Origin of the sequence: Jutongia huaianensis, assembly GCF_014384985.1 — a bacterium.
Taxonomy (GTDB): domain Bacteria; phylum Bacillota; class Clostridia; order Lachnospirales; family Lachnospiraceae; genus Jutongia; species Jutongia huaianensis.
The window spans coordinates 1-20,980 of record NZ_JACRSX010000019.1 but is presented as its reverse complement, the minus strand read 5'-3'; the positions used below and the strand labels follow the sequence as shown (position 1 = coordinate 20,980).

The window sequence follows — 20,980 nt, the reverse complement described above, 5'->3', positions numbered from 1 at the left end:
GAGACATGGGAGAAAATGTAAAATTGATCGGTTTGTTTGTTGCAAGAACCTTTGAGGAGAACAATCTTAATTTTATACATGCAATGCAAAATCTCGGCAAGAAGGAGGGCTATAAGTTTGTTATCTTTTCTATGGATACAACAACTCCGTCGAGAGCTGACAGTACGCCGGCCGAGGCAGAACTCTGTGGTCTGGCGGAATATCTGCCTCTGGAGGCGTTTATTATTCTGGGTGAGACCATCAAGAACATGGAGTTGATCGATGGAATTGCAGGAATCGCACGGAGACGGCATATCCCATGCTTTTGTCTGGACAGGGAAGCGGGAGGTAGTTATCCGATCCGTCATGATTATACTTCCGGATTTGAGAAAATGGTGCGTCATGTGGTGGAGGAGCATGGGGCACGTCGTGTCAATATGCTGGCGGGATTTGAAGGTCATGCACTTTCTGAGGACAGAGTGATGGTCTATCGAAAAGTACTGGAGGAAAATGGCATTGCCTTTGAGGAGGAGCGGGTCGGATATGGACAGTTCTGGGAGGTCCCGGCAAGGAAGGAAATGGAACGGTTTCTCAAGTCGGATCTGCCGATGCCGGAGGCGATTGTCTGTGCCAATGATGTCATGGCTTTAGTCGCGTGTAATGTATTGGAGGAGGCTGGATATCGTGTGCCGGAGGATGTGATCGTGACCGGTTTTGACGGTGTGAATGACGGCAAATATTATCGTCCGGTTCTGGCAACCTGCGCTCCGGATTATGAGGGGGCGGTATGGTTTATCTTTGATAAAGTGCAGGAGTGGCGTGCGACCGGACAGATCCGACCGGAGTCCTTTTCCATTCGATATATTGTGAAAAAAAATGAGTCCTGTGGATGTCCTGCTGCCGGAAAAGTCAACAGAAATAAGATCATTCGCGGCTTAGCAGATTCTCTGGGAGATTGTGCATGGCATACTCACGCAATGAATCAGATGCTGACCTCAGCTCTGCCGTTACGCTCCATGCATGATCTGGCACAGATTCTGCCAAAGACAGAATATATCTGGCGTAATGATTTCCGGTATGCGGCTGTGAAGGAGGAACTGATACAGGGAACGGAGGTCAATGGAAAATATCATTCAATGGTTACTCTGATGTGTGGCGGTGATGGAAGATTTCAGAAGGCCGGAGAGCATTTTCCGATTGAAAAATGGATTGATGTGCTCAATGCGCAGGATGACAGCTGGGAGATCATTCTGGTTCGTGTACTCAATGCCGGAAAAACGGTGTATGGTTATTCGGTAGATGGTTTTCACGATATTCATCAGAGAGATGCACAAAGATGCGATGAGTTTAGTATGTTTCTTTCCAATTCCATCAATCTGGTACTGCAGAATCAGCAATTGAATTGTTTGAAACAAAATCTTCTCAGAGCCAATAAGGAGCTGGCCAATCTGTCGGAGCTGGATGCGATGACGGAGCTGTATAACCGGCGGGGCTTTTACAAGTATTTTACGAGAATGCTGTCGGAGACAACACGCAGGTATGCGGTGCTTGTCTCTGTGGATATGAACCGGTTAAAGCATATCAATGATACCTATGGTCATGCAGAGGGAGATTTTGCAATTTGTACCCTGGCTCATGGTGTAAAGGCGATTTGCGGAACGGAAGCGGTATGTGCCCGGTTTGGCGGGGATGAGTTTGACAGTATTGTTTTTGCGGATGATGTCACGGAGCTGACAGAGGAGATTCTGGGACAGCGGCTGCAGGAGCATATTGACCGGACAGCGGGAGTAGACGGAAAGCCATACAGGATTACAGCAAGTATCGGAGTGGTTATACAGGAACGGTCGCGGGATCTGAATATTGAGCAGATGATCGGCGAGGCGGATACATTGATGTACCGCAATAAGAAAAAGAACCGCTAGTCTACCCAGAATAACTCATCCAGTGTTTTATCTAAAACCTTGCAGATGGCAATACACAGATGGATCGTAGGATTATAATTGCCCTTCTCGATGGCATTGATGGTCTGTCTCGATACGCCGACGGCCGTAGCAAGATCCTGTTGGGACATATCCTTGGCGGCACGGGCAGATTTTAGTTTTAAGTTCTTCATAGCAACCCTACTTTCTTATTCCTCTGATCCTTTGTCATAGATAAGCTTCAGATCAAATAGAAGAGTGCTCAACAGGAACAGCATACCAACCATTAAATTAATGTAGCGGTACGAGATGGAATTATTGACAAGAAATGGCTGTTTTCTGTAAAGGGAAAGAAATCCGGGCACAAGATTTAAAATGCTGATCACAATTCCCATAATATTAAATTCCTTTGCATTCTCCTGCAGGGACAGATAGGCGTCTCTCCGGATGCATATGCTTACAAATACCAAAATAGAAAGACACACGCCAAGCCATAATCCACCAAAGGACATAAGCTGGGGACAGCCCAAAAACTCATCGAGACAGGATGCGGCCAGGACATAGCCTATCAGAACAAGAAATGCAGTCTGGTAGGCTTTTCCTCTGGCGAGGATCTGACGCTCATCGTATGTGATTTCCGGGTTTAACATTTTGGGGACGCGCCGATGTTTGCGACAAAGGATGCGAACGACCAAAATGACCAGAATAACAGCGGTAAACCCACTCAACATACCGACAATATAACTAATGGAATGATTCATACGAACACCTCAATTCTCAAAATGTAATCACATAAAATCTCAATCTTTGTATCGGATAGCAGATCACTAATTATTTTTCAGATTTTTCAATGCGGTCGTCAGCTTGATCGGATTACCATAGAGCAGAGTACCCATACGGTAGATCTTGGCGGCAAGCCATCCGGCTGCAAAGGTCGATACAAACAGGATCACTGCGGATGTCATGATTTCTGCCATGGTAACGCTTCCCATACCGATCCGCACAAACATAGCGGAATAGGAAGAAAATGGCAGGAAGGAGCAGACCTTCATCACGACGCTGTCCGGTGTCGGAAGCTGGAACATTACCACAAAATAGACGATCATAATAAGCATTTGCAGAGTTCCGGCAGATTTGTTGATATCCTCTGTCTTGGAGACAAGAGCACCCATTGCGCCATAAAGAAAGGCGTAGAACAGAAAACCGCCGATGCCAAATACGGCAAATCCCGCAAGGACACTGCCGGGAATCTTCAGGATCATATCCAGCTTATCGCCCCAGTATGTGTGATTGATGTTGTAACCGATCAGGGCCGATGCAAGGATCAGACTGATCTGTACGATTGCAGCAGTGGCTCCGGCAAATACTTTGCCGAACAGCAGATATTTTGCATCCACACTGGTGACAAGAACCTCGATGGATCGGTTGCTTTTTTCAACTGTGACCGAGGTGGCAACCATAACACCGTACAGGATGATCATCATAAAGATCACCATAACAAGGACATAGCAGTACCAGTAATTATCGCCGGCATCCTTTCCAAGGATCTTTTCGGTGCAGTTGACAGGAGCATCGTATTCGGCGGCAAAGGTTGCATAATCCAGACCCTTTTTCTGACAGTAAAGCTGCTGATGTACCTGGGAAAGAAGTCCCTCGAAGATCATCTGATTCTCGTCGTACATATCACGGTTTATCACATAATACTCGTAATTCAGATCATCCTTGACATCAAAGCCGGCCGACACGTCTTCTGCTTTCACGGCTTTTTTCAGCTCTTTTTCTGTCTTCATAGCAACGATGTCGGTATCCTCAAAGGTCTGTTTCAAAACAGACATGTCTCCGAGTATGCCGGTTTCATCAACAACGCCGATCTTTGTTTTATCCTTTTCGTCTGTTTTCGTTTTATCGGAGGTATCCTTGTTATCTCCGGACTCTGTGGAAGTCTTTTCGATGCCAAGCATATCTGACATATCAAAGAAACGAGGCAGAAAGGTGGCTGCAAAGAGCAGAACCACCAGAAGGATGGTTGTAATGGTAAAAGATTTATTTTTTAAATAACTTTTTAATTCAAATTCATATATGGTAAAAAATCGTTTCATAAGCTCTCCTTTTTGTGCTATTCACCGGCACGGGCAACAAAGATATCGTTCAGGGATGGTTTATAGGTTTCGAAATGCTCAATGGAAATGTCCTCCATCTGGGACAGCTTTGCCAGCAGCTCGCGGCGGCTTACGCCTTCATTGAGACGAACGATCACATCCTCTTTCGTCTGTCCTGTAATCTGGACAATGTCAGAAAGACGGCTCTGCAACTGATCCGTAAACTCCTCCGGGCTCAGATCAAGGGCACTTAAGACAAGCTGATCCTTTCCAAAGTCACGTTTAATGGTGTCCAGATGACCGGACAGAACCACTTCTCCGTGATTGATGATCACGATATCCTCACAGAATTCTTCCACATAGCTCATCTGGTGGCTGGAGAAGATGACAATTTTGCCATCCCGGATCATCTCCTGAACTACCTCCTGCAGAATCTGGGAATTGACCGGATCAAGACCGCTGAAGGGTTCATCCAGGATCACGATCTCCGGATCGCAGACCAGAGTGGAGGCAAGCTGGACCTTCTGCTGATTTCCTTTGGAAAGGGTCTCCAGAAGTCTATCCTGATATTGGGACACCTCCAGACGCTCCAGCCAGCGTTTTGCATTGGCAGAAGCCGTTTTCCGGCTGACACCCCGGAGCATAGCAAGGTATATCATCTGCTCCAGAACCTTTCGTTTGGGATATAACCCTCTCTCCTCCGGGAGATATCCAATCTGTACCTTGCGGGGCTCGAAGGGCTTACCGTCTAAGGTGATCTCACCGCTGTTTGCATGAAATACATCCATCAGGATGCGGATCGTGGTAGTCTTGCCGGCACCGTTCCGGCCCAGCAGTCCAAGGGCCTTACCGCTTTCAACAGAAAAGGAAATGCCCTTCAGGACATTTGTTTCGCCGAAAGACTTTGTAATATTTTTCACTTCCAGTTTCATAGGAACCTCCGTTCATATGGGAAAAGCGGTCGGATTGATATGTAAAACCGTCTTTTCTTCTGAGTTATTATGTGTGTTACTTGTATAAGAGTATAATGAGCTCATGACAAAATGTCAAGTATATTTTACAAAATGTCGTTTTGAAAGGAGGCTTGTTTTTTCTTGAAATTCTGTTCATAATAAGGAAAGTGAATTACAAACAGAAAATGTGAATCAGAGAATATAGAGAAAAGAGACGAGGAATGAATGATGAAGAATATAAAGCTTACTGCATTTGATATGGATGGAACACTTTTGAATGACCGGAAGGAGCTGCCGCCGGATTTTCCGGCGTGGGTGAAGAATCATCCGCAGATCCGTAAAGTGATCGCCAGCGGACGCCAGTATTATACTCTTCGGGATAATATGGGAGAGTTGAAGGACGAGTTTCTTTATGTGGCAGAAAACGGTGGTGTTGTCTATGAAAAGGAGGAGGCGTTATATTGTGATAAGATCCCGTCAGAGGATCTGCGTTATTGTGTGGACAGGCTGAACCGGATGGAAGGAGTCACCCCCATGCTCTGTGGCGTGAAAGGAGCATATATCCGACAGGATACGAAGGCAGCTGTTTTTAAAGAAGCATCCATGTATTATCACCGTCTGACGAAATGTGAGAATGTGATGGAAGAGGCACTAAAGGACCGGATTGTTAAGATTGCGATATTTGTAGAGAATTATCAGGTAGACAAGGCTGCGGCTGCATTTGCAGATCTGCCGGAGAGACTGGCAGTTGTGGTATCCGGGGACAGCTGGATCGATATCGCCAATGCCAGTGCCAATAAAGGAGCAGGAATTGCTGCGATTCAGAGAAAATATCAGATCAAGCCGGAGGAGTGTATGGCGTTTGGGGATTATCTCAATGATGTGGAGCTTTTGAAAAGCTGTGGGGAAAGCTATTGTATGGAAAACGGGCATCCCCGGTTGAAGGAGATTGCCCGTCATATTGCTCCGTCTAATAATGAATGTGGTGTGATGCAGGTCATCAATCAATTACCGTTTAATGTCTGATCGATTTCTGAAAAGTTGATCAGTAAATTTCCTTCGAAATAATTTACCGTTACTATTTTTACCGAAATATATAAAGCACAGTTTGCGGCAGATGTATAACAACTGCATTTTGAAATTACGTTTCATTTCCGGTTTTTTGTATGCAATCAGCGGCGAAACTGACGACATAATATAAGTGAAAGGGTAATAAATACATCGATGGAATCCAATCCTTTCAGTGAGGAGAGCAGCGTGACAATAGAAGAAATAGAACAAAGCATAGCATCTTATGGGGAGGATGTATTTCGGTTTTGCTGTTATCTGACAGGAAATCGAAGCAGTGCAGAGGATCTGTATCAGGATACATTTCTGAAGGCGATGGAAATTACGCGGCCTGTGGAGCCGGATATGGCAGGAAAGTTTCTGGCAGGCGTAGCAGCCAATCTTTGGAAAAATCAGTGGCGCAAGGAAAAACGCAGACAGAAATATGTAATGCAGAATATTGGTCCGGAAAATGGGACACTTGGTGAAGAAATACCGGGGGAAACAGATCTGTTGCAGGATTATGTGAAACAGGAGACAGGAAAGCTGGTACAGCGGGTGGTCAATGGGCTGCCCGAAAAGTATCGTGTTGTGGTATTACTTCATTACAGTATGGATCTGACAACACAGGAAATTGCAGATCAACTGAAGATTAGCAGGGGAACTGTGACAAGCCGGCTGCTTCGGGCAAGAAAAAAGATCAAACAGGAATTGGAGGCGAATGGATATGAAAGATAGAGTAGACGAGATTATCAGAGAAACATATCATCAGGGGAAACAGTTGTCGGGAGATCTGAACCGGAAGGTTTTGAAAATGGCGAACGAGAAGCAAAAGGAAAATTCCGGTGCTTTTGACGGTGGGAACAGAAATAATCGGAGAATGATAGGATTTACCTGGCAGAAGGCAGCGGTGGCTGCGGCACTGGTGGCCGTGGTACTGACAGCAGGAGCAGGGGGAGCTTATGCGGCAACGCATTATTTTGGAATACAGGATTTCTGGGGAAAATCAGGAAGTCATCTTACTGAAGATGCCAGAAAGCTGATTGAAAGTCATCCGGAGGTAACTATGGATGCTTCCCGGAAAAATGCAGATATTCTGGATTATGAAGTGGATTCTGTTCTTTGTGACAGCAAATATGTAACAGCCATTGTAAATGTAAATATTAAAAATCCGGATAAATATCTGCTGGTTATGGATCCGGATGAAATGACCTCTTCTGTTTCTGATCTGGGGATTGATGAAAACGCAGATATTTCCATTTCAGACTATTGTGAGAAAAAGGGGTTGATCCCGGTTCGGCTGCATTTACAGGAAAAGGATGCGAAGGATGCGGAAATCGTTTCAAGGGATGTGAAACAGTTATCCGGCACGAAGGGAGTTATTGAGGTCAATGCAAAACGTCGTTCCGGAAAACAGAAATTCCAGCTGACGATCCAGCCGCTTCTGATGCTGAATAACAGCAGTGAAACCCATTATGATCCGGCGATTGAAATTGATGTGAAGGATCACAGTACAGAAAAAAGTGCTTATTATGTGATGCAGGATCAGAAGAACAATCCGATACCGGGTACCCAGGTGACTTTAAAGGAAGTAAAACTGACGACGACAGAGGTGGGTTCTTATCTGACTGCACATTATGAAGAAAAGGGCGTGTCCGGGGACGCATCCGCAAGCTGGATGGAGCTTTGCGATGAGGACGGAAAGCCGGTTTCCTTTAGCGGCATGGATGGCGGAAGATGTTATGAAGCAGGAAAGAATGAGTATGTTTCCGAGGGCTGTTATGAAAGTATCGGCTTGCCGGAAAAGATTTATCTGTCCATCGGAGATTCCGGTGAGATTGTAGAGCTTACAAAACGGGAAAAATAATTAACAAAATATATGAAGAAAATGTCTGCATTAAAATATTTAAATCGCAGGCAGAAACAGAAAAAGGAGGTTTTGCCATCAGGGTAAAACCTCCTACTCGATTATCGGAAAATGCCTGTAGGATATTTGGCATCAGGCATGCTGATAATAAAATACGGCAAGCTGTGTCCTGTCTCTAAGCTCCAGCTTTTCCAGAATGCCGCTGAGATAATTACGGACGGTTCCCTCGCTGAGAAAGAGCCGGGCGGAAATCTCTTTATTGCTGAGACCCTGCGCCACCAAAGTGATGATTTCATATTCCTTTTCTGTGATGCCGTGGGAGTTGTAGTCGAAGGAGGGCTCCGGCCTCATAAGCTCCGGAAGTTTTTCTATGATCTCGCTTCCATAAACATTCTGCCCGGAGTAAACGGCGTTCAGTGCCGGAATGATGGTTTCATAGTCCTGCTTGACGATATAACCTTTGGCACCAAGCTGCAGGGCTTTGGTGATGTATTCGTCGTCTACAAAGGTAGTGAGAAAAAGAACTCTGGCATCGGGAAATTCTGCAAGGATATCAGATAATGCATCGGTTCCGCTGCGGTGCTGCATCCGGATATCCATTAGCACAACATCCGGGCGATACTGCCGGTATAAAGGAAGTGCATCATTGCCATCGTGGCCGATGGCGGTAACCTGAATGTTATCATCGGCTTCCAGGATCATTTTTAAGGACATGCAGACGAGCTGGTCATCATCGATCAAAACGATATTCATAATATAATTCCTTTCCTGTTTGTATTTTATAGGATAATATTGAAGCAGCAGAAGCCGCACGGCAAAGTAGTGTTAAGATTTCGGAATGGAGATAAATATTCGAAATCCGTGTTCCCGGCTGATATGCAGAATTCCGTGAAGAGCCTCGACACGATCCCGCATATTTGGAATGCCCATTCCGTCAGATGAGATTCCGTGGAAATCCGGGAAAGGTTTCGCCGAATTTCCGTTATCTTCGATCAACAACTGGTAAAATGCCGGATGTTCCCTGACGGTGATTAGCACTTTTGTGGCGTTGCTGTGTTTCATGATGTTATTGAGTGCTTCTTTGGTAACCGCCAGGAAACAGTATTTGACATTTTTGGAAATATGACGGGAAATATTACACTGTAACAGCACGGGACAAAAGGTGAAGGAATCGGTGATGTCCTGAAGTGCCGATTTTAAGTCAATGGATTCGTCTCGCAGATCATGAACACTATTGCGGATGTTATCCATGGCGAGGTTAAGGGTGTCCTTTAAAGCGGACAGATGAGGAGTAAGGGCTTCATCCCTGCAGATGGCAAGCAGTGCTCCTGTCTGCAGAATAGAGCGGGACAGCATATGACCGACATTATCATGAATCTCTCTGGCAATACGGTTCCTTTCCCGGAGCGTTGCAATATAAATCTGATCATTTTGATTTTCTAATATTTGGCGGTTTGCTTCCTGCAGAGTAAGCTCCCGCTCGACGCTGTCATCCCGGAGAGTATGGATCTGCTCCGTTAAACCGGCACGCATCCGGTTGGTGTGGGCAAGATAAAAGCTGATTGCTGTGATCAGCATGAGAAACAGGATCGGTTCACCGGATATCCGATAACTGTAGCTGATCACCGGCAGAAGATAAAGTCCGGAGGAGATATATTGCCGGTGCAGAAACAGCACATAGCAATGCCATGGTAAGAATACCGACATTTGCGGAAAAAACAAGCAGAGGATCAGAACGGTAATTCCAAGATATGCCCGCTGTTTATCGGATGAACATAGCAGTTCAAAGCAATATATCGTGATCAGAAACAGAATACCGGTAATGTGTATGGGATCCGGCCGGAAGGACGGACAGGCCAGAACACACAGGATAAACACGAAAATAGAATCTATGTAGGTAGACATTGTCATTAGCCCTCGTCTTTCTGTGAATTAAAATATCAAATCCGTAAATATACTGCTTTTATTATAAGGGATTTGAAAGGGGATATCCATAAGCATTTTGAGAATGTGACAAATGTCATATGGCATTTTTACAATTTTCACTACCATGGTACTGTTTATTTCGGTATTATAGAAGTATGTTTTACAGCAGGTGTGAAATTTTATGTCTGAGAAAGGGATATCATATTATGAAGGTTGTAAAAATTGAAAATTTAGTAAAAAGATACGGAGATCTGGTAGCCGTGGATCATTTTAATCTGGAGATTGAGGAGGGAGAGATTTTTGGCCTTCTGGGGCCAAACGGCAGTGGAAAATCTACAACGATCCATTGCCTTTTGTCGCTGCTTTCCTATGATAAAGGTCATATTGAAATCTTCGGACAGGAAATGACGCCTGCCAGCTATGATATCAAAAAGGATATCGGTATTATTATGCAGAATGTGGCAGTATTTCAGGAGCTGACTGTTTATGAAAATATTGACTATTTTTGCGGATTATATGTACCGGAAAAGGGACAGAGGAAAAGGCTGGTGGAGGAAGCGATTGAATTTGCCGGTCTGTCTGAGTTTCGGAAATTTTATCCGAAGAAGCTATCCGGAGGACTGCTCCGCCGCTTAAATATTGCATGTGGAATTGCCCATAAACCGAAGCTGATCATTCTGGATGAGCCCACGGTTGCGGTAGATCCCCAGAGCCGTAATAAGATTCTGGAGGGGATCCGGGAGCTGAACCGGCAGGGAGCCACGATCATTTACACGACGCATTACATGGAGGAGGTAGAGCAGATCTGTACCCGGATCGCCATTATGGATAAGGGAAGAAATCTGGCACTTGGCACGAAGGATGAGCTCAAGGCAATGATCGATCTGGGAGAGACGATCCAGATGGAGGTGATGGAGCTGTCGGAGGAGGTTTCCGATGCAATCCGAACCCTTCCCCATGTGATCGGTGTCAGCTATGATAAGGGATTTCTCAAGGTTCGTTTTTCGAAAGGAAAGCACAACTTACTCCGTCTTCTGGATCTGTTGAAGGAAAAGGAGACGGCGTTTGGAAATGTTCATTCAGAGCTTCCGACGCTGAATGATGTATTTTTGGAGATTACCGGCAAGGAGCTCAGGGACTGATGCGAAAAGGAGACTTTTATGATACATATCAAATATCGAATGAAAACTATGCTGCGGCAGAAAACATTGATCTTCTGGTCGTTAGCATTTCCTTTGATCCTTGGAATGCTGTTTTATTTTATGTTTAGCGGGATCAATGATCTGGAGCAGTTTCAGAAAGTGCCGGTGGGAGTAGTGAAAGGAGATGCGCTGCCGGAGGAGTTTGTCACCATGCTGAAAGCGGTAAAAACGGAGGATGAGATTCCGTTATTTCAGGTGAAGATATATGATGATCAGACCGGGGCAGAAAAAGCACTGCAGTCTGAGAAGATATATGGAATCATTCAGGCAAAGGACGATCTGTCATTGACAGTGAAATCATCGGATCATTACAGCAGTCTGATCAAAACATTTCTGGATCAGTATCGTGAAAATACAGCATTGATCACAGATATGGCGGAGAAGCATCCGGATCAGGTGTCGGCTTTTGTGATGGATATGGCGGCGGGAACACAGGCAAAAATTGCGGAAATCCCGTTAAAGGGGACCGATAAGGATCCCTATGCCCAGTATTTTTATGCGCTGATCGCGATGACCTGTCTGATCGGAACCATGGTGGGTATGTACAACGGAAATGACATTCAGGCGGACCTCACAGCAGTGGGGGCAAGGAGAAATGTTGCACCGACACCGAAGCTGCGTCAGGTACTGTACGATTTTACGGCCACATATATATTATATTGCATTATCGTAGCTGTTGTGATCGGTGCTTGTGTATTTGTTTATGACCAGGATTTCGGACAGAATGCAGGACTTGTCCTTCTGGGAGGATGGATCGGCAGCTTTACGGCACTGGCGATCGGAGAGGTGATCGCTGTCTTTATTAAAGGGCCGGTTCAGAAAAAGGAAGGAATCTGTGTGGCAGTATTTATGATCAGTTCCTTTCTGGCAGGTCTTCAGTGGGGGGACATTACATTTATCATTGAGAAAAAATGTCCGGTGGTCAACAGGATCAATCCGGGTACCCTGATCGTCAATGGTTTCAAGAGTCTGTCCGTATATGGGGATAGTCATCGTTATATGGTCAATATGGTGACGCTGGCACTGATCGGGATCATTTGTGTGATCATCAGTGTATGGAAGCTGAGGAGGGTACGATATGAGAGTATTTAAGTCATTTTTTCTGATATTAAATAAATACAAAGGAACTGTCTTTATCTTCTTTGCGGTTTTTATGTCTATGTCACTGATCATGGCGAAGGTGAATGGAGGGGGAAGAGAGTCCTCCTTTCAACAGGACAGTCTTGACATTGCTATTGTGGACGAAGATGATGGTGCGATGGCAGATCAGATAAGGGAGTATTTTGGAACCCATGATCAGGTGACCAAAATGAAAATGGATCAGGATAAAATTACAGATGCGTTGTATTGGAGAAGATTTGATTATGTGCTGGTGATCCCGGAGGGAGCAGGAAGGACGCTTGCCAAGGGAGAGATACCGGAGCTTTCCTGTATGAAGGTGCCCGGATATTTCGATTCGGCGTATTTTGAGGCGGCACTGCAGATGTATCTGCAGAAAATGGCAGCTCTGGTAAAAAACGGAGTTGATACAGATGCGGCACAACAGCAGCTGATGAAGCTGCAGCAGAAGGAAACGAAGGTGCATATGGCGTCTTTTGTCAATAAAAATCAGGGAGATATGAGTACCCGTTTCTTTTTGTATGTGCCATATCTGTTTATTGCGGCAGGCGTATCAGGAATTGGTCTGGTACTTCTGCGGATCAATGGGAAGGAGGTCCGGGAGAGAACGGAGTGTGGTGCCCTGCCAATGAAAAAGCGGGTAATGGGACTGACGGCAGCAATACTGGTATATGGTCTTTGCCTGTATCTGTTTGTGATGGTGGCGGCGGTGATTATATCAGGAGGAAACATACTGACAGATGCAAGACTTCCATGGTTTGCGGTCAACATTTTTACGATGCTTTTGTTTGGTATCAGCCTTGGCTTTTTTACCGGCATGACCGTGAAAAACGGCGATGCGGTAAATGGCGTGGTAAATGTAACCAGTCTGGTGCTTTGTTTTCTGGGTGGTGTATTTGTTCCGAGACAATTTTTTGGAGACGGTGTTATGAGGGTGGCAAAGCTTTTTCCGACATACTGGTATGTTGTGAATAACGAGATGATCGGAGCCATGAAAAATGCAACACAGAGCTTTGTATGGGATGTATTGATTCAATCGATAGTATCTGTGGGTTATGCACTTGTCCTGTTTGCTGTAACGCTGGTAATTGTATCTGCAAGGCGCAGCTCACGCCAGTGACCTTCTGAAAATATAAACAGATCGGTGGTACAGTGCCGGTAATAGATGAATTTAAAACAGGAACTTCTGCTTTTTTTGCAGGAGTTCTTGTTTTTATGGGTATAATTATTGTAAAATATAAGCAATGTTAGAAATGAAGATTGATATTTTGTCAAATATATTGGAAAGGGGTATATCCTATGGCATATGATGATTATTTGAAAGCACAGAAGCTGGCGTTGAAGGCTTATAAAAGCAAGACATTACAGGGCAGTTATCCATATCTTCCTGTATTGGATGAGATATTATCCCATGTGCATATTGAACGGGAAGAAAATCTGGGAACCATCAATATTCCTGCCAAGCAGGTGATCGGTACTTCTTCTGCTGGAAGAACGCAGGCATTTGCTTACAATTTTATGCCTCTTCTGAATTATGGAAGTGAATTTTCGGTGAAATGGTCACTGCTGTATGATGCACAGATTCAGGAAGGAATTCATACGCCGATCAAGGTATATGAGTTTTTAAATAAATATTATGTGATCGAGGGCAATAAGCGTACCAGCGTATTAAAATACGTGGGATCCCCTACGATTCCGGCAGAAGTGATCCGTAAGGTTCCCCGTCTGACGGAGGACAAAAATATACAGATATATTACGAATTTATGGACTTTTACAAAAATACAAAGATCAATTATGTGGTATTCAGTGAGAAGGGAAGTTATCAGAAGCTGTGCCAATATGTTGGAAAAGGTGCGGATGAACAGTGGACGGAGGATGACCGCATGAACTTCTCTTCCTTTCATGTGGCGTTCTACGGAGCTTATAAAGCTATGGGGGGCAACGAGATCAAAGGAATCACAGATGATGATGCTCTTTTATTCTATCTGTCCCTTTATCCGTACAGTGAGTCCGGAGACAAGCTGACAAGTGAGATCAAAAAGGATCTGTCCAAAATCTGGACGGAAATTAAAACGCTTGGTGAGGAGGAGCCGGTAGAGCTGCTGACGGTTCCAAATACAGAGACTTCTATGATCAAAAAAATGCAGTCGCCGAAGGTACACAAGGTAGCCTTTGTATATGATGTCAAGCCGTCAGAATCGGACTGGATCTATGGCCAGGAAATGGGAAGAAAGCATATTATTGACGCTTTTCACGGGGATATCGATGCGAAAGCATTTATTGCAACGCCTTATGAGGATGACGAAGAGATACTGCGGAAGCTCTGTGAGGAGGGGTATGACATTATCTTTGCGATCGCGCCAATGTTTGTGCGGGCCTGTATTAAGGTTGCTCCATTATACCCGAATACAAAGATACTGAACTGTTCGCTGAATTCCCCGCACGCGTCCATCCGGACATACGGAATCCGTATATATGAAGGGAAGCTTCTGCTGGGAATGCTGGCGGCCAGTCTCAGTGAGAAGGACGACATAGGTTATCTGGCGGATTATCCAATCTATGGCGTGATACCGGGAATCAATGCTTTTGCTTTGGGGGCAAGGATCATTAATCCGAGAGCAAGGGTCCATCTGCAGTGGTCTACTATGGAGAATTGTCGTTCCGATGAGTATTTTTTACAGCACGGGATCTCGATGATCTCTTCCCAGAATATGATTTCTCCAACCAAGGAGGATCGCGCACTGGGACTGTACCATTTATCGGACAAGGGCACAAAAAACATTGCGACCACCGTATATCAATGGGGTGCTTTCTATGAGGAGCTGATCAACAGTATTATGCGGGGGTCCTGGAAAACCGACACAACCAAAGAACCCAAGGCATTAAATTATTGGTGGGGATTATCGGCAAATGTACTGGATGTGATTCTGGGCAGCAGTGTTCCGGACAATACAAAGAGGCTGATCAATTTCCTGAAGGGCTCTATTGCCAATGGAAGCTTTCCGGTATTTTCCGGTATATTATATGATACGGAGCATAATCTGCGGTGTGGGGAAAACGAAACACTGGCACCGGAGGATGTTATGATGATGGATTGGCTGATCGAAGGCATAGTGGGAGAGATTCCTACCATTGACCAGCTCAGCGACCATGCAAAGGATCTGGTGCGTCTCAGGGGCTTGAAACAGACGCTGAGTGATCAGGAGAGATCATTGGTATAGCGGGGTGGGGAGAGAATCATGAAGATATTATTATTGGCTGATGAAGAGTCAAAATATTTATGGGATTTTTTTGAAAAAGAAAAGCTGGATGGCATTGATCTGATCATATCCTGTGGAGATCTGAAGGCGGAGTATCTGTCGTTTCTGGCGACGTTTACTACGGTTCCGGTTCTTTATGTTCATGGAAACCATGATGTGCATTATGACCGGAAAGCACCGGATGGCTGTGTATGTATTGACGATGAGGTGTTTGTCTATAAGGGACTCCGGATCGCCGGACTGGGAGGCTCTATGTGTTATTCCATGCGGAAGTATCAATACACAGAGCACCAGATGTATCAGCGGTGGTCACGGTTAAAATGGAAGGTCCGCATCCGTGGCGGTCTTGATATTCTGGTGGCTCATGCCCCGGCGAAGGATCTTGGGGATGGGGAGGATCTGCCCCATCAGGGTTTTCGGTGTTTCCGGTGGGTCATGAAGCATTATAAGCCGGAGTATTTTTTCCATGGTCATGTACATATGAATTATAACCGGAATCAGCCGAGGATAAGCAAGTATCTTGATACGACGATTATCAATGCATACGAGAGATATATTGTGGAGGTGCCGGAGCCGGAGAAGAAACGGAAGTTCTGGGAGCGGATGAATAAAAGACTTTATCCCAAGGACTATTATTGAGGATGTCTTTAAGGGAAAAAGTTTTGATCCGGTAGGAAAAGCACAGACATCTTCCCTCGCGCATAGGATAAAGGGAAAGCGTGAAAGAGGTATGTCATTATGCAGTCTTTTCCACAGCCTCCCAGCGCCAAAGAGGAAAAAGAGTATTTGCGAAGATGCCGGGCAGGAGATAAGGAAGCGAGGAATGCCCTGATTGAAAGGAATCTGCGTCTGGTGGCGTATATTGCCAAAAAATATGCTGCTCTGGATAAAGATATGGAGGATCTGATCTCAATCGGTACGATCGGTCTGATCAAGGCCGTGGATTCCTTTGATGAATCCAAAAAGATCCGGCTTGCAAGTTATGCCAGCAGGTGTATTGAAAATGAACTCCTGATGAATTTCCGTGCCCGGAAAAAAACAGCCAGAGATGTTTACCTGTATGATTCCATTGGTTCGGACAAAGAGGGCAATGAGATCAGTCTGATCGATATTATTGAATATGAAGATGAGGATATTTCAGAGCGGATCACAAGGGAACAGTATATGCAAAAGCTGAAGGGTTTTATGAATGAGGTCCTGACGGAACGGGAAAAGGAGATTTTGACTCTGCGTTATGGACTGGATGGTCAGGGGGAGAGAACACAGAAGGAAGTGGCACGGCTATACGGCATTTCCAGATCTTATGTATCCCGCATTGAAAAAAAAGCTTTGATGAAGCTGAATAAATGTTATCAGAGCATTTTGTGAATTTGTGTTTTTTTTCGCTGTACTCTTGTGAGTGAAGAATGATTGTGATACACTTAAATCAATTACGCATTGCAATAATCTATTGCAATTATGTATTGCTAAGACAGGGCAGTTGTGAATTGAGACAGAAAGGGATTATAGACACATGTATTACATTAATGAATATAAAGAAGGAGACAAATTTACAGGTATTTATCTGTGCAAGAGCAAGCAGATCTTAAAGACAAAGGCAGGGAAAACCTATTATTCTCTGCTCCTGCAGGATAAGACAGGTGTGATCGATGCAAAGATCTGGGAGCTTAATAACGGCATTGCTGATTTCGATGCCATGGATTTTGTAATGACAGATGGTATGGTGACCTCCTTTCAGGGGGCACGTCAGGTCAATATCCGCCGTCTGCGTAAGGCAGAGGAGGGAGAATATGATCCGGCAGAGTACATACCTTCTTCAAAATATGATATTGAGGAGATGTACCGTGAGCTTTGTGAAATGATTGCAACGATCAAGGAGCCGCATTTAAAGCAGCTCACGGAGAATACATTTCTAAAGGATGCTGCATTTATCAAGGAGTTTAAAGTACATTCGGCAGCTAAGTCAGTGCATCATGGATTTGTCGGAGGCCTGTTGCAGCACACACTGGCAGTCACCAGATTGTGTGACTTTATGGCGGCAAATTATCCGGTACTGGATCGTGATCTTTTGCTGACAGCAGCCATTTTCCATGATTTTGCAAAGGTATATGAGATATCAAGCTTTCCAACCAACGATTATACGGACGATGGACAGCTTTTGGGACACATCTTTATGGGGGCAGAGAAGATTGGACAGAAGATTCAGGAGGTCCCGGGGTTTCCAACGGTTCTGGCTTCTGAACTGCGCCACTGTATTTTGTCTCATCACGGAGAGCTGGAGTTTGGATCTCCGAAAAAACCGGCACTGGCAGAGGCAATCGCTTTGAGTTTTGCGGACAATACGGATGCCAAGCTGGAGACCATCACGGAAATCTATGATAAGGCAGAGCCGACTACAGAGTGGCTTGGATTCAGCCGTTATGTAGATTCCAATGTGCGCCAGAGTTCCGGGTATGTGCAAAAAAAGAAAATGGATAAAGGAGTCTGAGATGGAGATTAGAAAGGGACAGGAGTTTTCTCTGGAAATAGATGATATGGGAACGGACGGAGAGGGTATAGGCCATAAGGAGGGTTATACCCTCTTTGTTAAAGATGCTCTTGTGGGAGATATTGTCCGTGTAAAAGTGATCAAGGCGAAAAAGAAATTTGGCTATGGACGTCTGCTGGAGGTGATGAAACCTTCACCATGGCGTGTTGAGCCGGCGTGTGACTGTGCCCGTCAGTGCGGTGGCTGCCAGATCCAGCATTGCAGCTATGAAAAGCAGCTTGCATGGAAGGAAAAGAAGGTTCGAGACTGCCTTCAGAGAATTGGTGGCTTTGAGGAGATCCCCATGGAGCCGATCATGGGAATGGACGAGCCATATCATTATCGCAACAAGGCACAATATCCTGTGGGATATGACAAAGAGGGAAATCCTGTAGCCGGATTTTATGCGGGGAGAACCCACTCGATCATTCCAAATACAGACTGCGCCATTCAGCATCCTTGTAATCATATGATCCTGGAGACAATCCTTGCATTTATGAAGCAGTATGATATCCCGGTTTATGAAGAAAAGAAGCATACAGGGCTGGTCCGTCATATTCTCACCAGAGTGGGAAAATATACCGGCGAGGTTATGGTATGTCTGATCATCAATGGAAATAAGCTGCCACATCAGGACAAGCTGGTAGAGATGCTGAAAAAAGCAACTGATGTGGAAACGACATATAAAATAAAAAGCATCTGTCTCAATATCAATAAAGATAAAACGAACCGTATTCTTGGAGAAAAGGTTGTCCCAATATATGGACAGACCTATATTGAGGACAGAATAGGAAATATCACCTATCGGATCTCTCCGCTTTCCTTTTATCAGGTGAATCCGGAGCAGACACAGAAGCTCTACGGAACTGCTTTGGAATATGCAGATCTTAAGGGAAATGAAGTTGTCTGGGATCTCTATTGCGGCATTGGTACGATTTCCCTGTTTCTGGCTCAAAAGGCAGCAAAGGTCTGCGGAGTGGAAATCGTACCACAGGCGATTGAGGATGCCAGAGAAAATGCAAGCCGTAACGGATTTACCAACACAGAGTTTTTCGTGGGAGCTGCAGAAGATGTGGTGCCGGAACAGTATGAGCAGAGCGGAGGCTCTCTCAGGGCGGATGTGGTTACACTGGATCCGCCCCGGAAGGGATGTGATGAGAAGCTGCTTCGTACAGTTGTCCGGATGGAGCCGAAACGGATCGTGTATGTGAGCTGTGATCCGGCGACGCTGGCGAGGGATTTGAAATATTTGTGTGGGGAAGGGTATGAATTAAAGCGTGTCAGAGCGTGCGATATGTTTGGACATAGCAGCCATGTGGAGACGGTCTGCCTTCTGTCGAGAAAAGCCCAATAAATCAAAGGTTTCTGCCAATTTGGAGTAAAAATAGGTGTGTGTTTCTGTTTCCGTAGAGTGATAATATAAGTGGAGATTTACCCCAGAGGATAGGCTTTGGAGAACAGGAGATATACATTTTGGCGAAAGGATAGTTTTTCGCAAAAGAAACTCAAGTAATTAAGTAGGTATCACAATACTGATATTAGCGAGTAACAGAGGAGGAATGTTTTATGCCAAGAGTAGGAATTACTGCATACGATTTGCTAATTTCATGTCCGGGTGATGTGAATGGATTTATCGATATTATTAGGGAGTGTGTGGATAATTTTAATAGAGTATATGGAAATATTAATAATATGGAAATTGCAACAAAGCATTGGTCAACAGATAGTTATCCGCAATCAGGGGACAAACCGCAGGAATTGTTGAATAAACAATTTGTTCGGGAATGCGATGCTGCAGTAGCTATATTTTGGACAAAATTTGGTACACCGACAGATAAATATGGCTCTGGAACAGAAGAAGAAATTGAAGAAATGTTATCTTCAAATAAACAAGTATTTATGTATTTTCTTGATGCACCTGTAAACCCGTCTAATGTAGATATGGAACAATATAAAAAGGTGCAGGCCTTTAAAGAAAAGTACAGAGATAGAGGAATCTATTTTATAGTAAAAGATGAACATGAACTGAGACAGCTATTTACGAATCATTTAGGAATGCATTTTTTACCGTTAGCGGTAGGTAGGAAAAAGATATTTGAAAAAAAGGAAAGCCCCGTTCTTAAAATTAAGGCAGCATCGTTGGAAGAAGATAAATGTGCAGTTGTGGAGTACTCTGGATTTTCTGAGTGTAAACTGGTAAAGGATAAAAGAGAGAGTATTATTTCAAAAATTGCTTTATTACAGCAGGGATATCTGAATGCCAGAGAAAAGAAAAATACAGAGGACATTGAAAAAAGGGAAAATCCTTTATTGATCAATACCCCTGATTTGAATAAATTATTAGGAAAATCAGATTTTATGAAAGGTAAAATAATGGATGCAGATATTGCGGATAGATGGAAGAGTACCATTTGTAAATTCGCCAAAGAGAATGACATTGAAATCGAAGATTCTTTTTGGAATGTTGGAAATCTTAAAAAAAGGGTATCCACGCTGGTTCCATTTTATGGAGGTAGTGGTACAACTTTTGAAGGTAGTGAGGAAGAGAAAAAACGATATGATTCTATAGAGGAATTGTACTGGGCTATTGTTGATTATTATGAATATATTACCTTTTTTGAAAGGGTAGATAAACAAGGATTGGTTGATTTAACCGTGGCTAATATAGGGAATACGTTTGATGAAGACATTGATGTGAAAATTATTATTAAGAAAAATCATGTCTGCAAAATAAAGGATATAGCCATTCCGGAAAGTAATATTATTGAAGAAATATTGAAAATGAGATTTTTGGAATATGCCTATCAAATTGAAAGTAATGATGTTGTCGTTGAATATACGGGGTATCCTTTACAAACGCCCAATATGCCTTTAATTACTGATAATCTATTTAATAGACCATCAGCACAAGAAGAATATAATAGAAATAAAGAGGAGTATATAAAAAATCTAAACAGGATTTTCTGTTATGAGTATTATGAAAAAGAAGATGTTGATATTTTGATATTTCATATAGACTATCTTAAACATAATACTGTAATGGCATTTCCGTCAGTTTTGGTATTTAAGGAAATACCGGAT

At 44.1% G+C, this 20,980-nt stretch carries 19 protein-coding genes; 13 read left to right on the top strand and 6 right to left on the bottom strand.

Annotation, left to right across the window (positions count from 1 at the left end; translation table 11 throughout):
* Positions 1-5: 5 nt before the first annotated feature.
* Entirely contained in the window at positions 6-1,901 is a 1,896-nt protein-coding gene (locus H8704_RS11845) for a GGDEF domain-containing protein (RefSeq protein WP_249298391.1), read from the top strand.
* On the opposite strand, the gene H8704_RS11840 is transcribed toward H8704_RS11845, so the two are convergent.
* From H8704_RS11840 to H8704_RS11825, 4 genes are all read right to left on the bottom strand, one after another.
* The gene (locus tag H8704_RS11840; RefSeq protein WP_118678444.1) at positions 1,898-2,092 is read right to left on the bottom strand and encodes a helix-turn-helix transcriptional regulator; all 195 of its coding nucleotides are present in this window, start codon (positions 2,090-2,092) and stop codon (positions 1,898-1,900) included. The genes H8704_RS11845 and H8704_RS11840 overlap by 4 nt on opposite strands.
* A gap of 15 nt (positions 2,093-2,107) precedes the next feature.
* Positions 2,108-2,659, bottom strand: coding sequence for a hypothetical protein (locus H8704_RS11835; RefSeq protein ID WP_249298390.1), 552 nt, complete (start codon positions 2,657-2,659; stop codon positions 2,108-2,110).
* A 66-nt stretch (positions 2,660-2,725) separates the two neighbouring features.
* Positions 2,726-3,997 (bottom strand): ABC transporter permease, encoded by a 1,272-nt coding sequence (locus tag H8704_RS11830; protein ID WP_118678440.1) that lies wholly within the window; start codon positions 3,995-3,997, stop codon positions 2,726-2,728.
* A gap of 17 nt (positions 3,998-4,014) precedes the next feature.
* Positions 4,015-4,929: an ABC transporter ATP-binding protein gene (locus H8704_RS11825; RefSeq protein WP_118678438.1), complete on the bottom strand. Its 915-nt coding sequence runs from the start codon at positions 4,927-4,929 to the stop codon at positions 4,015-4,017.
* A gap of 246 nt (positions 4,930-5,175) precedes the next feature.
* On the opposite strand from H8704_RS11825, the gene H8704_RS11820 reads away from it, so the two are divergent.
* The 3 genes from H8704_RS11820 to H8704_RS11810 all read left to right on the top strand — a co-directional run bounded on the left by H8704_RS11820 (position 5,176) and on the right by H8704_RS11810 (position 7,864).
* On the top strand, positions 5,176-5,976 hold the full coding sequence (locus tag H8704_RS11820) for an HAD family hydrolase (protein WP_249298389.1): 801 nt from the start codon (positions 5,176-5,178) through the stop codon (positions 5,974-5,976).
* Between the two features lie 231 nt (positions 5,977-6,207).
* Complete coding sequence (locus tag H8704_RS11815) at positions 6,208-6,735, top strand: RNA polymerase sigma factor (protein WP_249298388.1); 528 nt, start codon at positions 6,208-6,210, stop codon at positions 6,733-6,735.
* A complete protein-coding gene (locus H8704_RS11810) occupies positions 6,725-7,864 on the top strand; it encodes a hypothetical protein (protein ID WP_249298387.1) in 1,140 nt (379 codons plus the stop codon). Before H8704_RS11815 ends, H8704_RS11810 begins: the two co-directional genes overlap by 11 nt.
* A gap of 132 nt (positions 7,865-7,996) precedes the next feature.
* On the opposite strand, the gene H8704_RS11805 is transcribed toward H8704_RS11810, so the two are convergent.
* Together H8704_RS11805 and H8704_RS11800 are read right to left on the bottom strand one after the other, a co-directional pair.
* On the bottom strand, positions 7,997-8,617 hold the full coding sequence (locus tag H8704_RS11805; protein ID WP_022463781.1) for a response regulator transcription factor: 621 nt from the start codon (positions 8,615-8,617) through the stop codon (positions 7,997-7,999).
* Positions 8,618-8,689: 72 nt separating this feature from the next.
* Positions 8,690-9,769: a sensor histidine kinase gene (locus H8704_RS11800; protein ID WP_249298386.1), complete on the bottom strand. Its 1,080-nt coding sequence runs from the start codon at positions 9,767-9,769 to the stop codon at positions 8,690-8,692.
* A 227-nt stretch (positions 9,770-9,996) separates the two neighbouring features.
* Here H8704_RS11800 and H8704_RS11795 point away from each other — a divergent pair, with 227 nt between their 5' ends.
* The 9 genes from H8704_RS11795 to H8704_RS11755 form a co-directional block, all read left to right on the top strand.
* Complete coding sequence (locus H8704_RS11795; RefSeq protein ID WP_249298385.1) at positions 9,997-10,932, top strand: ABC transporter ATP-binding protein; 936 nt, start codon at positions 9,997-9,999, stop codon at positions 10,930-10,932.
* An 18-nt stretch (positions 10,933-10,950) separates the two neighbouring features.
* A complete protein-coding gene (locus H8704_RS11790; RefSeq protein WP_249298384.1) occupies positions 10,951-12,084 on the top strand; it encodes an ABC transporter permease in 1,134 nt (377 codons plus the stop codon).
* The gene (locus tag H8704_RS11785) at positions 12,071-13,231 is read left to right on the top strand and encodes an ABC transporter permease (RefSeq protein WP_249298383.1); all 1,161 of its coding nucleotides are present in this window, start codon (positions 12,071-12,073) and stop codon (positions 13,229-13,231) included. Before H8704_RS11790 ends, H8704_RS11785 begins: the two co-directional genes overlap by 14 nt.
* A 179-nt stretch (positions 13,232-13,410) precedes the next feature.
* Complete coding sequence (locus H8704_RS11780; RefSeq protein ID WP_249298382.1) at positions 13,411-15,333, top strand: BMP family ABC transporter substrate-binding protein; 1,923 nt, start codon at positions 13,411-13,413, stop codon at positions 15,331-15,333.
* An 18-nt stretch (positions 15,334-15,351) separates the two neighbouring features.
* Complete coding sequence (locus H8704_RS11775) at positions 15,352-16,011, top strand: metallophosphoesterase family protein (protein WP_249298381.1); 660 nt, start codon at positions 15,352-15,354, stop codon at positions 16,009-16,011.
* 99 nt (positions 16,012-16,110) lie between these two features.
* Positions 16,111-16,740, top strand: coding sequence for an RNA polymerase sporulation sigma factor SigK (sigK, locus tag H8704_RS11770; protein WP_249298380.1), 630 nt, complete (start codon positions 16,111-16,113; stop codon positions 16,738-16,740).
* 145 nt (positions 16,741-16,885) lie between these two features.
* Positions 16,886-17,860, top strand: a complete 975-nt coding sequence (locus H8704_RS11765) for a 3'-5' exoribonuclease YhaM family protein (RefSeq protein ID WP_022463789.1) — start codon at positions 16,886-16,888, stop codon at positions 17,858-17,860.
* Between the two features lies 1 nt (position 17,861).
* On the top strand, positions 17,862-19,253 hold the full coding sequence (gene rlmD, locus H8704_RS11760) for a 23S rRNA (uracil(1939)-C(5))-methyltransferase RlmD (protein ID WP_249298379.1): 1,392 nt from the start codon (positions 17,862-17,864) through the stop codon (positions 19,251-19,253).
* A 212-nt stretch (positions 19,254-19,465) separates the two neighbouring features.
* Positions 19,466-20,980, top strand: a 1,515-nt coding sequence (locus tag H8704_RS11755) for a hypothetical protein (RefSeq protein WP_249298378.1), incomplete at its 3' end; no start/stop codon positions are given.

What these genes read in the sequence shown, in the direction of transcription:
- H8704_RS11845 (WP_249298391.1), top strand. Translation starts at nt 6, where the DNA reads ATGGGAGAAAATGTAAAATTGATCGGTTTGTTTGTTGCAAGAACCTTT.
- H8704_RS11840 (WP_118678444.1), bottom strand. Translation starts at nt 2,092, where the DNA reads ATGAAGAACTTAAAACTAAAATCTGCCCGTGCCGCCAAGGATATGTCC.
- H8704_RS11835 (WP_249298390.1), bottom strand. Translation starts at nt 2,659, where the DNA reads ATGAATCATTCCATTAGTTATATTGTCGGTATGTTGAGTGGGTTTACC.
- H8704_RS11830 (WP_118678440.1), bottom strand. Translation starts at nt 3,997, where the DNA reads ATGAAACGATTTTTTACCATATATGAATTTGAATTAAAAAGTTATTTA.
- H8704_RS11825 (WP_118678438.1), bottom strand. Translation starts at nt 4,929, where the DNA reads ATGAAACTGGAAGTGAAAAATATTACAAAGTCTTTCGGCGAAACAAAT.
- H8704_RS11820 (WP_249298389.1), top strand. Translation starts at nt 5,176, where the DNA reads ATGATGAAGAATATAAAGCTTACTGCATTTGATATGGATGGAACACTT.
- H8704_RS11810 (WP_249298387.1), top strand. Translation starts at nt 6,725, where the DNA reads ATGAAAGATAGAGTAGACGAGATTATCAGAGAAACATATCATCAGGGG.
- H8704_RS11805 (WP_022463781.1), bottom strand. Translation starts at nt 8,617, where the DNA reads ATGAATATCGTTTTGATCGATGATGACCAGCTCGTCTGCATGTCCTTA.
- H8704_RS11800 (WP_249298386.1), bottom strand. Translation starts at nt 9,769, where the DNA reads ATGTCTACCTACATAGATTCTATTTTCGTGTTTATCCTGTGTGTTCTG.
- H8704_RS11795 (WP_249298385.1), top strand. Translation starts at nt 9,997, where the DNA reads ATGAAGGTTGTAAAAATTGAAAATTTAGTAAAAAGATACGGAGATCTG.
- H8704_RS11790 (WP_249298384.1), top strand. Translation starts at nt 10,951, where the DNA reads ATGATACATATCAAATATCGAATGAAAACTATGCTGCGGCAGAAAACA.
- H8704_RS11785 (WP_249298383.1), top strand. Translation starts at nt 12,071, where the DNA reads ATGAGAGTATTTAAGTCATTTTTTCTGATATTAAATAAATACAAAGGA.
- H8704_RS11780 (WP_249298382.1), top strand. Translation starts at nt 13,411, where the DNA reads ATGGCATATGATGATTATTTGAAAGCACAGAAGCTGGCGTTGAAGGCT.
- H8704_RS11775 (WP_249298381.1), top strand. Translation starts at nt 15,352, where the DNA reads ATGAAGATATTATTATTGGCTGATGAAGAGTCAAAATATTTATGGGAT.
- sigK (WP_249298380.1), top strand. Translation starts at nt 16,111, where the DNA reads ATGCAGTCTTTTCCACAGCCTCCCAGCGCCAAAGAGGAAAAAGAGTAT.
- H8704_RS11765 (WP_022463789.1), top strand. Translation starts at nt 16,886, where the DNA reads ATGTATTACATTAATGAATATAAAGAAGGAGACAAATTTACAGGTATT.
- rlmD (WP_249298379.1), top strand. Translation starts at nt 17,862, where the DNA reads ATGGAGATTAGAAAGGGACAGGAGTTTTCTCTGGAAATAGATGATATG.